Genomic DNA, 11,585 nt, shown 5'->3' on the forward strand with positions numbered 1-11,585 from the left:
CGGCCCTGGGCCACGCGCCTGGAGCTGCTGCGCCTGGCGTCGAATGCGCTGGCGCTGTACCTGGCCGGCGCCCTAGGGCTAGGGACGGTCACGCTCCTGGCCTGGGCCCTGCTGCTGGGCTACAGTCTGCTCAGCCTCTGGGCCCTGGCCCTCTGCCGCCGCCTTGCGCTCCGCGCGCAGGGTGCGGAAACGCCGGCGCAGCCAGAGCAGGCCGCCCAGCACCAGCAGGCCACCGAGCACCCATAGCTCGTATTTCTTCACGTTGCCCAGCAGGCCTTCGAGGATGGCGCCGAAATGGTAGGCGGCTACGCCCAGGGCCAAGGCCCAGACCGCGGCGCCGATGCCGTTGAGCAGCAGGTAGCGTCGCGGTGAGTAGCCCGACAGGCCGATGGCCACGGGCATCACCGTGCGCAGGCCGTAGACGAAGCGAAAGCTCAGTACCCAGATGTCGGGATGGCGGCGGATATGGTCCAGCGCCCGGTCGCCCATTGCCTGCCAGCGTGGCTTGCGCGCGAGGATGGCGCGGCCGTGGCGGCGGCCCATGAAGTACCAGAGCTGGTCGCCGGCATAACTGCCGAAGAAGGCTGTCAGCACCACCAGGTTGATGTCCATGTATCCGCGGAACGCAAGGAAGCCCGCGAGAACCAGGATGGTCTCACCTTCAAAAAACGTGCCGAGAAAAAGGGCAAAGTAGCCGAAATCCTGCAGGAATTGTTGAAGCATTTTCTGGGGTGCTGGCGAAATGAACGCGCAGCCTACTCCGTCATGCGCGTTCGGGAAAGTGTCCAAATGTGTCTCGACGTGAACAATTCCTACAAGGACAATGGCTGCGGCCACGGGTCACAGGGTTGCCCCAGCCTGTCATCCAAGCGTCATAATGGCCGCTTATAACTGTCGCGCTAGCCCGCCTGCGCGGGCTCAGGAGTCTGCCGTGAGCTTTACCCCCGCCAACCGCCTGTTTCCTGCTACCCGCCTGCGTCGCAACCGCCGGGACGAATTCTCCCGTCGGCTGGTTCGCGAGAACACCCTGACCGTCGATGACCTGATCCTGCCGGTGTTCGTGCTCGATGGCCAGAACCGTCGCGAAGAGGTGCCGTCCATGCCGGGCGTCGAGCGCCTGTCCATCGACCTGCTGCTGGAGGCCGCGCAGGGCTGGGTCGAGCTGGGGATCCCGGCGCTGGCGCTGTTCCCGGTCACCCCGGTGGAGAAGAAGTCCCTCGACGGTGCCGAGGCCTGGAACCCGGACGGCATCGCCCAGCGCGCCACCCGCGCCCTGCGTGCACGCTTCCCGGAGCTGGGTGTGATCACCGACGTTGCTCTCGACCCGTTCACCACCCACGGTCAGGACGGCATCCTCGATGAAGAAGGCTACGTGCAGAACGACATCACCGTCGATGCGCTGGTACGCCAGGCACTGTCTCACGCCGAGGCCGGCGCCCAGGTGGTCGCCCCCTCGGACATGATGGACGGCCGCCTGCAGGCGATCCGCGAGGCCCTGGAACTGGCCGGCCACGTCAACGTGCGCATCATGGCCTACTCCGCCAAGTACGCCAGTGCCTACTATGGCCCGTTCCGCGACGCGGTCGGCTCGGCGCTGAACCTGGGCAAGGCCAACAAGGCTTCCTATCAGATGGACCCGGCCAACAGCGACGAGGCCCTGCACGAAGTGGCCACCGACCTGGCCGAAGGCGCCGACATGGTCATGGTCAAGCCGGGCATGCCGTACCTGGACATCGTTCACCGGGTGAAGGCCGAGTTCAAGGTGCCGACCTTCGCCTACCAGGTCAGCGGCGAATACGCCATGCACATGGCCGCGATCCAGAACGGCTGGCTCAGCGAGGCCGTGATCCTCGAGTCCCTCACTGCTTTCAAACGGGCAGGCGCCGATGGCATCCTGACCTACTTCGCCGTCCGTGCCGCTCAATTGTTGAGAGGGCAATAAGGCCCTCCAGGAACGTCAGATGAATAATGAAGTGCTAACCCCTGTCGAGATCAAGGACGCCCAGGCGATCCCCGAGGAGATGGTACAGACGCCGCCGGACCTGCCGACGGCTCCGGAGCCCGCCCCCGAGGCACCGGCGCCCGCACCGGCTCCGGCGATCGCCATCCCGAGCCTGGACGACAGCAGCCTGTACATTCATCGCGAGCTTTCCCAGCTGCAGTTCAACATCCGCGTGCTGGAACAGGCGCTGGACGAGTCCTACCCGCTGCTCGAGCGTCTGAAGTTCCTGCTGATCTTCTCCAGCAACCTGGACGAGTTCTTCGAGATCCGCGTCGCGGGCCTGAAGAAGCAGATCACCTTCGCCCGCGAGCAGGCCGGCGCCGACGGCTTGCAGCCGCACCAGGCCCTGGCGCGGATCAGCGACCTGGTGCATAGCGAGGTGGAGCGCCAGTACGCGATCCTCAACGATGTGCTGCTGCCGGAGCTGGAGAAACACCAGATCCGCTTCATCCGCCGTCGCTACTGGACGCCCAAGCTCAAGACCTGGGTGCGCCGCTTCTTCCGTGACGAGATCGCGCCGATCATCACCCCGATCGGCCTCGACCCGACCCACCCGTTCCCGTTGCTGGTCAACAAGAGCCTGAACTTCATCGTCGAACTCGAGGGTGTCGATGCCTTCGGCCGTGATTCGGGCCTGGCCATCATCCCGGCGCCGCGCCTGTTGCCACGGGTGATCCGTGTGCCGGAGGAGGTCGGTGGCCCGGGCGATAACTACGTGTTCCTGTCGTCGATGATCCACGCCCATGCCGACGACCTGTTCCAGGGCATGAAGGTCAAGGGCTGCTATCAGTTCCGCCTGACCCGTAACGCCGACCTGGCGCTGGATTCGGAAGATGTCGAGGACTTGGCCCGAGCCCTGCGCGGCGAGCTGTTCTCGCGCCGCTATGGCGACGCCGTGCGCCTGGAGGTGGCTGACACCTGTCCGAAACACCTGTCCGACTACCTGCTCAAGCAGTTCAGCCTGAGCGAGAGCGAGCTGTACCAGGTCAACGGCCCGGTCAACCTGACCCGCCTGTTCAGCATCACTGGCCTGGACAGCCATCCGGAGCTGCAGTACACCCCGTTCACCCCGGGCATCCCCAAGCTGCTGCAGAACGCCGACAACATCTTCAGCGTGGTGAGCAAGCAGGACGTGCTGCTGATGCACCCGTTCGAGTCCTTCACCCCGGTGATCGACCTGCTGCGCCAGGCCGCCAAGGATCCGCACGTGCTCGCCGTGCGCCAGACCCTGTACCGCAGCGGCGCCAACTCGGAAATCGTCGACGCCCTGGTGGATGCGGCGCGCAACGGCAAGGAGGTCACCGCGGTGATCGAGCTGCGCGCGCGTTTCGACGAAGAGTCCAACCTGCAGATGGCCAGCCGCCTGCAAGCGGCTGGCGCGGTGGTGATCTACGGTGTGGTCGGCTTCAAGACCCACGCCAAGATGATGCTGATCCTGCGCCGCGAGCAGGGCGAGATCGTGCGCTACGCCCACCTGGGCACGGGTAACTACCACGCCGGCAACGCCCGCCTGTATACCGACTACAGCCTGCTCACCTCCGACGATGCCCTCTGCGAGGACGTCGGCAAGTTGTTCAGCCAGCTGATCGGCATGGGCAAGACCCTGCGCATGAAGAAGCTCCTGCACGCCCCCTTCACCCTGAAGAAGGGCATGCTCGACATGATCGCCCGGGAGACCCAGTTCGCCCAGGAAGGCAAGCCGGCGCACATCATCGCCAAGTTCAACTCGCTGACCGACGCCAAGGTCATCCGTGCGCTGTACAAGGCCAGTCAGGCCGGCGTGCGCATCGACCTGGTGGTGCGTGGCATGTGCTGCCTGCGGCCGGGCATCCCCGGGGTGTCGCACAACATCCAGGTGCGCTCGATCATCGGCCGCTTCCTCGAGCACACGCGGGTGTTCTACTTCCTCAATGGCGGCGAAGAACAGATCTTCCTGTCCAGCGCCGACTGGATGGAGCGCAACCTCGACAAGCGTGTCGAGACCTGCTTCCCGGTGGAGGGCAAGAAGCTGCTGCTGCGGGTCAAGAAGGAGCTGGAAAGCTACCTGACCGACAACACCCACGCCTGGATCCTGCAGCCGGACGGCCGCTACGTGCGCAGTACGCCGACCGGCAACCAGAACCCGCGCAATGCCCAGGCGACCCTGTTGGAGCGCCTGAGCAACCCGGTCCTCAACGTACGCTGAGGACGAAGCCGACCCGGTCCAGCCACTGCGCCTCGTTGGCGAAGTCGGCCTGGGTCAGCGGGTGCTGTTCCAGCCAACCGTCGGGGAAAACCACGTCCAGGCTGCCTTCGCCGGCCTGCAGCACGACCTTCGGCATCTGCTGGGTACCGCGGATGTGGTGGAAGAGGATGGCGAAGCGCAGCAGCACGCACAGGCGGATCAGCTGGATGCCTTCGTCGCCGAACTCGGCGAACCGGTCCTTGGGGATGTTGCGGCGGTGGCCGCGTACCAGCAGGGCCAACATCTGCTGGTCCTCGCGGGAGAAGCCGGACAGGTCGGAGTGCTCGATCAGGTAGGCGCCGTGCTTGTGGTAGTGGTAGTGGGCGATGTCCAGCCCCACTTCGTGGACTTTCGCCGCCCAGCTCAGCAGGTCACGCCAGTTGCCTTGCTCCAGCCCCCAGGCCTCGGCGACCTGGTCGAAGGCATGCAGGGCCTTGCGCTCGACCCGCGCCGCCTGGCCCTGGTCGACGTGATAGCGCTCCATCAGCGAATTGAGTGTGCGCTCGCGCACGTCCTCGTGGTGGTGACGGCCCAGCAGGTCGTACAGCACGCCTTCGCGCAGGGCGCCCTCGCAGTGATCCATGCGTTGCAGCTCGAGGGCGTCGAAGATCGCCTCGAGGATCGCCAGGCCCGCCGGGAAGATGGCGCGGCGGTCTGGCTTGACGCCGTCGAAGTCGATCTTGTCGGTCTCGCCGAGCTTGAACAGCTTGCGCTTGAGCCAGACCAGGCCTTCGGCATTGACCTCGCCGTTGCCCAGGCCACCGGCCTTGATGGCGGCGCCGATGGCACGAATGGTGCCGGAAGAGCCGATGGCCTCGTCCCAGGTCAGGCGGTGCAGGGCGTTCTCGATGCTCATCAGTTCCAGGCGTGCGCAGGTGTAGGCCTGGGCGTAGCGCGCCGGGGTGATCTTGCCGTCGCGGAAATAGCGCTGGGTGAAGCTGACACAGCCCATCTGCAGGCTTTCGCGCAGCAACGGCTCGAAGCGCTGGCCGATGATGAACTCGGTGCTGCCGCCGCCGATGTCGGCGACCAGGCGCTTGCCAGGGGTATCGGCCAGGGTGTGCGACACGCCCAGGTAGATCAGGCGCGCTTCCTCGCGACCGGAGATGACCTCCACCGGGTGGCCGAGGATGGCTTCGGCGCGCTGGATGAATTCGTTGCGGTTGCGCGCCTCGCGCAGGGCGTTGGTACCGACGATGCGCACGGCGCCGGCGGGCAGGCCGTTGATCAGCTGGGCGAAGCGCTTGAGGCACTCGAGGCCGCGTTGCATGGCTTCTTCGCTGAGCTGGCGCTCCTCGCTGATGCCGGCGGCCAGCTGAACCTTTTCCCCCAGCCGCTCGAGAATGCGGATCTCGCTGTGGTGGGCCTTGGCCACGACCATGTGGAAGCTGTTGGAGCCAAGGTCGATGGCGGCGATCAAAGACAGGTTCTTCGCGGTGGTATGCGGCATGATCTCGATGTTCTCGGTCGATAACCTGGCAATCGTGCCACGATCGTGGACGGACGCCAACGCATGGCATTGCAAGGCTTGATGCAAGGCAAGGTGTGTTGGAATGCTATGACAGCCGTGTGACAGTTTCGATTCGCGGTGTCTTGCACAACTATAGTTACACTCAATCGGCCGTGACTTCCTGTAGGGCGTAGGTGCGGCTATGATGGGCAACGTTTTTTATTGCTTACGACCTTGGAGATTTCCATGAGCGACAAAATCAAACATGTCACCGACGCCAGCTTCGAAGCCGACGTTCTGCAGGCTCAAGGCCCGGTGCTGGTCGACTACTGGGCCGAATGGTGCGGCCCATGCAAGATGATCGCTCCGGTCCTGGACGACATCGCCGCCACCTACGAGGGCAAGCTGACCGTCGCCAAGCTGAACATCGACGAGAACCAGGAAACCCCGGCCAAGCATGGCGTGCGCGGTATCCCGACCCTGATGCTGTTCAAGAACGGCAACGTCGAGGCCACCAAGGTCGGTGCCCTGTCCAAGTCGCAGCTGGCCGCGTTCCTCGACGCCCACCTGTGATGTGAAAAGGCCCCGCAACTGCGGGGCTTTTCTTTTTCCGAGCACTAGACGCCGAAAAAAGCAAGTGTTACATTCGGCCTCGCACTGTTCCTTCAGTGCCCTCTGCACGCCGTCGCCGACGCACTCCTAATTCGAATCAGTACGCGATCCTGTCGCCATCTCGCGGCGCGGCTTCATTAAGCCAGAAGCTTAATTCTCCCTTCTTACATGATTACGTCACTCCCCTTATGAACCTGACTGAACTCAAGCAAAAGCCGATTACCGATCTGCTGGAAATGGCCGAACAGATGGGCATCGAAAACATGGCCCGTTCGCGCAAGCAGGACGTGATTTTCGCCCTGTTGAAGAAACACGCGAAAAGCGGCGAAGAGATCTCGGGTGACGGCGTGCTGGAGATTCTCCAGGATGGTTTCGGTTTCCTGCGTTCGGCGGATGCATCCTATCTGGCCGGCCCTGACGACATCTACGTCTCGCCCAGCCAGATCCGTCGCTTCAACCTGCGCACCGGCGACACCATCGTCGGCAAGATCCGTCCGCCGAAGGAAGGGGAGCGCTACTTCGCCCTGCTGAAGGTCGACACCATCAACTTCGACCGCCCGGAAAACGCCAAGAACAAGATCCTGTTCGAGAACCTGACGCCGCTGTTCCCCAACGAGCGCCTGAAGATGGAAGCCGGCAACGGTTCCACCGAAGACCTCACCGGCCGCGTCATCGACCTGTGCGCCCCGATCGGCAAGGGCCAGCGCGGCCTGATCGTCGCCCCGCCGAAAGCGGGCAAGACGATCATGCTGCAGAACATCGCGGCCAACATCACCCGCAACAACCCCGAATGCCACCTGATCGTGCTGCTGATCGACGAACGTCCGGAAGAAGTGACCGAGATGCAGCGCACCGTGCGCGGCGAAGTGGTCGCCTCGACCTTCGACGAGCCGCCGACCCGCCACGTGCAGGTCGCCGAGATGGTGATCGAGAAGGCCAAGCGCCTGGTCGAGCACAAGAAGGACGTGGTCATCCTGCTCGACTCCATCACCCGCCTGGCCCGTGCCTACAACACCGTCATCCCGAGCTCCGGCAAGGTGCTGACCGGTGGTGTCGACGCCCACGCCCTGGAGAAGCCCAAGCGCTTCTTCGGTGCCGCCCGCAACATCGAGGAAGGCGGTTCGCTGACCATCATCGCCACCGCGCTGGTCGAGACCGGCTCGAAGATGGACGAGGTGATCTACGAAGAGTTCAAGGGCACCGGCAACATGGAGCTGCCGCTGGACCGCCGCATCGCCGAGAAGCGCGTGTTCCCGGCCATCAACATCAACAAGTCCGGTACCCGCCGCGAAGAGCTGCTGACCGCCGACGACGAACTGCAGCGCATGTGGATCCTGCGCAAGCTGCTGCACCCGATGGACGAAGTCGCTGCCATCGAGTTCCTGGTCGACAAGCTCAAGCAGACCAAGACCAACGACGAGTTCTTCCTGTCGATGAAGCGCAAATAAGCACCACCGCACAGTGAATTGGGGCTGCTTCGCAGCCCTTCGCGGGCAAGCCCGCTCCCACAGGGATCGCACGAACCTGGGGGAGCGGGCTTGCCTGCGAAGGGCGCGAAGCGGCCCCAAGTCATTTTTGGCCATTGGGCCCTGAACGGCGCTACACTCTGCAACCCCGACCGATACGGCCAACCACGAGGCTCATGCATGCAGTATCGCGACCTGCGCGACTTCATCCGAGGCCTGGAGCAGCGCGGTGAACTCAAGCGCATCCAGGTTCCGATCTCCCCCGTCCTGGAAATGACCGAAGTCTGCGACCGCACCCTGCGCGCCAAGGGTCCGGCGCTGCTGTTCGAAAAGCCCACGGGCTTCGACATACCCGTGTTGGGCAACCTGTTCGGCACCCCGGAGCGGGTGGCCATGGGCATGGGCGCCGAGTCGGTCGACGAACTGCGCGAGATCGGCAAGCTGCTGGCCTTCCTCAAGGAGCCCGAGCCGCCGAAAGGGCTGAAGGATGCCTGGTCGAAGCTGCCGATCTTCAAGAAGGTCGTGTCCATGGCACCGAAGGTAGTCAAGGACGCGGTGTGCCAGGAGGTGGTGGTCGAGGGCGAGGACGTCGACCTGACCCAGCTGCCGATCCAGCATTGCTGGCCGGGCGACGTGGCGCCGCTGATCACCTGGGGCCTGACCGTCACCCGTGGCCCCAACAAGGACCGCCAGAACCTGGGTATCTACCGCCAGCAACTGATTGGCCGCAACAAGGTCATCATGCGCTGGCTGAGCCACCGTGGCGGCGCCTTGGACTACCGTGAATGGTGCGAGAAGCACCCCGGCCAGCCGTTCCCCGTGGCGGTGGCGCTGGGGGCTGACCCGGCGACCATCCTCGGTGCCGTGACCCCGGTGCCGGACACCCTGTCCGAATACGCCTTCGCCGGGCTGCTGCGTGGCAACCGCACCGAGCTGGTCAAGTGCCGCGGCAGCGACCTGCAGGTGCCGGCCACTGCCGAGATCATCCTCGAAGGCGTGATCCACCCGGGCGAGACCGCACCGGAAGGCCCCTACGGCGACCACACCGGCTACTACAACGAGGTCGACACCTTCCCGGTGTTCACCGTCGAGCGCATCACCCACCGCCGCAAGCCGATCTACCACAGCACCTACACCGGGCGTCCGCCGGATGAGCCGGCGATCCTCGGCGTGGCGCTGAACGAAGTGTTCGTGCCGATCCTGCAGAAGCAGTTCCCGGAGATCGTCGACTTCTACCTGCCGCCTGAGGGCTGTTCCTACCGCATGGCGGTGGTGACCATGAAGAAGCAGTACCCGGGTCACGCCAAGCGTGTGATGCTGGGCGTGTGGTCGTTCCTGCGACAGTTCATGTACACCAAGTTCGTTATCGTCACCGACGATGACATCAACGCCCGTGACTGGAACGATGTGATCTGGGCCATCACCACGCGCATGGACCCCAAGCGTGATACGGTGATGATCGACAACACGCCGATCGACTACCTGGACTTCGCGTCGCCGGTATCGGGGCTGGGGTCGAAGATGGGCCTGGACGCGACGCACAAGTGGCCGGGCGAGACTACACGCGAATGGGGCCGCGCCATCGTCAAGGACGAGGCCGTCACCCGCCGTATCGATGAGCTGTGGGATCAGTTGGGAATAGATTGATGCAGGTAACCTTGCAGCCGTCCGGAGCGGTACTGGCACTCGAACCCGGGGAAAGGATTCTGGATGCGGCACGGCGCCTGGGCTATGACTGCCCGAGCAGTTGCCGCAACGGCAACTGCCATGCCTGTGCGGCGTTGTTGGTGGAAGGGCGCGTGCGCCAGGATGGCCAGGTCCGCGATCATGGCGAGCTGTTCACCTGCATCGCCGAGCCGCTGGAAGACTGCGTGCTGCTCTGGGACGGTGTGCTGGCCCTGGGCGAGCTGCCGGTGCGCACGTTGGCCTGCACCCTGAGCGAGTGCGTGGAGGTGGGCGGCGATGTCTGGCGCGTGCGGCTGCGCACTCCAGCCGGCAAGCCACCACGCTATCACGCCGGGCAGTACCTGATGATCGAGCGTGAGGGCGCGGGCAAGGCGGCCTTCTCACTGGCCTCGGCCCCGCATGCCGGGCGCGAGCTGGAGCTGCATGTGCTGGTGCGGGAGAACAGTGCCCGCCAGTTGATCGAGCAACTGCAGCGTGACCGCGTGGCACGTATCGAACTGCCCTTCGGTGATGCCCACCTGGCCGAGCTGCCCGATGGCCCGCTGGTGCTGATCGCCGCTGGCACCGGCATGGGCCAGATGCACAGCCTGGTCGAGCACTGCCGCGCCCAGGGTTTCAAGCACCCGGTGCACCTGTACTGGGGCGTGCGACGGCCTGAGGACTTCTACCAGATCGAGCACTGGGACGAGTGGGAGCGCCTGCCGAATCTCTTCCTGCACAAGGTGGTCAGCGACCTGTGCGGTTGGGAAGGGCGCTGCGGCTTGCTGCATGAAGCCGTCTGCGAGGACATCGGCGACCTGAACCAGGTGCATGTCTATGCCAGCGGTTCACCGACCATGGTCTACGCCACTCTCGATGCCCTGGTCGAGGCTGGCATGGATGCCCACCGCATGCGTGCCGACGTATTCGCCTACGCGCCGCGCAGCTGAAGATGGACGGCTCGCCGCAATGGCGTGCCGTGCTTAATAACCAAAGTTGCCAACCAAGAGTATAAGCCGCTTATTGTTGCTGCGCGGGTTAATAACTTTCACGCGGCTCGAAACAATCGGCACCAATGGTCGGAAGTGTGCACTAAACTTGTGGCGAGGGCTTGAAGTGTCGATGGCGTCTGTCTTACGTTACAGACCAGTTCTCGACGCAGCTCCCGTGGCGCCAGGCTTGCCCGCATCCGGGCGGGAATCGGCATGCCGCGAAACATGGCTTTTTGAATGTCCAGGAGTTGCAGGGCAGCACTTCGATAGTTCACGTTGAATAATGGCGGCAGCGCATGTCGGCACTTGAAAGTTCACCCTGGCAGATCACCTATCCACCGTCGCTCGATTTCGGCCAGCAACTGACCCGCGAGCAATTGCTCAACTCCATGAGAATGACCATGGCGCGCCACGAAGGCGGCCCGGTGTGGTTGTTCGCCTATGGTTCGCTGATCTGGCGGCCGGAATGCAATGCGGTCGAACGCCAGCGAGCCCGGGTGCATGGCTATCATCGCGGCCTGTACCTGTGGTCGCACGAACATCGCGGCACGCCGGAGTGCCCAGGGTTGGTGTTCGGACTCGACCGTGGCGGCTCGTGCAGCGGGTTCGCCTACCGCCTGGACGAGAACGGCCTGGAGGACTCGTTGCTGGCCCTGTGGCAACGGGAGATGCCCTACCCCGCGTATCGGCCTCATTGGCTCAATTGCCGGCTGGGCGATGGCAGCAAGGTCCAGGCCCTGGGCTTTGTCCTGGAGCGGCATCTGCCGTGCTATGCCGGTAATCTGCCGGATACCCTGTTCAGCCAGATCCTGGCCAGTGCCAAGGGCCGCTTCGGCAGTACCCGCGAGTATGTCGAGCAGACCTTGAACGCCTTGCGCCACCACCAGATGCCGGATCGCAACCTAGAGGCGCGGTTTCGACGCTGCCATAACCTGCGCGAGGTCTGACAGGCCGCTTTGCGGCCCGTCGCCGACAACTGAAGGCCCCAGCGCTCAGCGGGTCAATACCACCAGCTTGCCCACCGCCTGCCGTTGCCCCAGCCGCTCGATGGCCGTTCCGGCCTCGGCCAGCGGATAGGTCTGCGACACCAGTGGCTTGAGCTTGCCCTCGGCATGCCAGGCGAACAACTGGCGGAAGTTGGCAGCATTGTCCTCGGGCTGGCGCTGGGCGAAGG

Annotated in this window: 10 protein-coding genes; 7 read left to right on the plus strand and 3 right to left on the minus strand. The window is 64.3% G+C overall.

What is annotated here, in order from left to right; all coding sequences use genetic code 11:
* Window positions 1-78 precede the first annotated feature (78 nt).
* The gene (locus WCE05_RS17225; protein ID WP_225787672.1) at window positions 79-723 is read right to left on the minus strand and encodes a DedA family protein; all 645 of its coding nucleotides are present in this window, start codon (window positions 721-723) and stop codon (window positions 79-81) included.
* Window positions 724-931: 208 nt separating this feature from the next.
* Here WCE05_RS17225 and hemB point away from each other — a divergent pair, with 208 nt between their 5' ends.
* On the plus strand, window positions 932-1,942 hold the full coding sequence (gene hemB / locus WCE05_RS17230) for a porphobilinogen synthase (RefSeq protein ID WP_225787671.1): 1,011 nt from the start codon (window positions 932-934) through the stop codon (window positions 1,940-1,942).
* A gap of 19 nt (window positions 1,943-1,961) precedes the next feature.
* Window positions 1,962-4,187, plus strand: a complete 2,226-nt coding sequence (gene ppk1, locus WCE05_RS17235) for a polyphosphate kinase 1 (RefSeq protein ID WP_368816221.1) — start codon at window positions 1,962-1,964, stop codon at window positions 4,185-4,187.
* Here the strand turns inward: ppk1 and ppx are convergent.
* The gene (gene ppx / locus WCE05_RS17240; protein ID WP_225787669.1) at window positions 4,174-5,676 is read right to left on the minus strand and encodes an exopolyphosphatase; all 1,503 of its coding nucleotides are present in this window, start codon (window positions 5,674-5,676) and stop codon (window positions 4,174-4,176) included. The two genes, ppk1 and ppx, sit on opposite strands and share 14 nt — an antisense overlap.
* Before the next feature lie 246 nt (window positions 5,677-5,922).
* On the opposite strand from ppx, the gene trxA reads away from it, so the two are divergent.
* The 5 genes from trxA to WCE05_RS17265 all read left to right on the plus strand — a co-directional run bounded on the left by trxA (window position 5,923) and on the right by WCE05_RS17265 (window position 11,358).
* A complete protein-coding gene (trxA, locus tag WCE05_RS17245; protein WP_012274768.1) occupies window positions 5,923-6,249 on the plus strand; it encodes a thioredoxin TrxA in 327 nt (108 codons plus the stop codon).
* Between the two features lie 227 nt (window positions 6,250-6,476).
* A complete protein-coding gene (gene rho / locus WCE05_RS17250) occupies window positions 6,477-7,736 on the plus strand; it encodes a transcription termination factor Rho (protein ID WP_043212134.1) in 1,260 nt (419 codons plus the stop codon).
* Between the two features lie 198 nt (window positions 7,737-7,934).
* A complete protein-coding gene (gene ubiD / locus WCE05_RS17255; protein ID WP_225787668.1) occupies window positions 7,935-9,401 on the plus strand; it encodes a 4-hydroxy-3-polyprenylbenzoate decarboxylase in 1,467 nt (488 codons plus the stop codon).
* The gene (locus WCE05_RS17260; RefSeq protein ID WP_368816222.1) at window positions 9,401-10,369 is read left to right on the plus strand and encodes a CDP-6-deoxy-delta-3,4-glucoseen reductase; all 969 of its coding nucleotides are present in this window, start codon (window positions 9,401-9,403) and stop codon (window positions 10,367-10,369) included. Before ubiD ends, WCE05_RS17260 begins: the two co-directional genes overlap by 1 nt.
* Before the next feature lie 338 nt (window positions 10,370-10,707).
* A complete protein-coding gene (locus tag WCE05_RS17265; protein WP_225787666.1) occupies window positions 10,708-11,358 on the plus strand; it encodes a gamma-glutamylcyclotransferase in 651 nt (216 codons plus the stop codon).
* A gap of 45 nt (window positions 11,359-11,403) precedes the next feature.
* On the opposite strand, the gene WCE05_RS17270 is transcribed toward WCE05_RS17265, so the two are convergent.
* Window positions 11,404-11,585 (minus strand): zinc-binding dehydrogenase (locus tag WCE05_RS17270; RefSeq protein ID WP_368816223.1); only part of this gene is annotated, 182 nt, incomplete at its 5' end.

Origin of the sequence: Pseudomonas sp. I2, assembly GCF_040984075.1 — a bacterium.
GTDB classification, from domain to species: Bacteria; Pseudomonadota; Gammaproteobacteria; order Pseudomonadales; family Pseudomonadaceae; genus Aquipseudomonas; species Aquipseudomonas guariconensis_B.

Bases quoted from the DNA above. Each gene is read 5' to 3' on its own strand.
- WCE05_RS17265 (WP_225787666.1), top strand. From the start codon at position 10,708: ATGTCGGCACTTGAAAGTTCACCCTGGCAGATCACCTATCCACCGTCG.
- ppx (WP_225787669.1), bottom strand. From the start codon at position 5,676: ATGCCGCATACCACCGCGAAGAACCTGTCTTTGATCGCCGCCATCGAC.
- rho (WP_043212134.1), top strand. From the start codon at position 6,477: ATGAACCTGACTGAACTCAAGCAAAAGCCGATTACCGATCTGCTGGAA.
- WCE05_RS17260 (WP_368816222.1), top strand. From the start codon at position 9,401: ATGCAGGTAACCTTGCAGCCGTCCGGAGCGGTACTGGCACTCGAACCC.
- trxA (WP_012274768.1), top strand. From the start codon at position 5,923: ATGAGCGACAAAATCAAACATGTCACCGACGCCAGCTTCGAAGCCGAC.
- ubiD (WP_225787668.1), top strand. From the start codon at position 7,935: ATGCAGTATCGCGACCTGCGCGACTTCATCCGAGGCCTGGAGCAGCGC.
- WCE05_RS17225 (WP_225787672.1), bottom strand. From the start codon at position 723: ATGCTTCAACAATTCCTGCAGGATTTCGGCTACTTTGCCCTTTTTCTC.
- ppk1 (WP_368816221.1), top strand. From the start codon at position 1,962: ATGAATAATGAAGTGCTAACCCCTGTCGAGATCAAGGACGCCCAGGCG.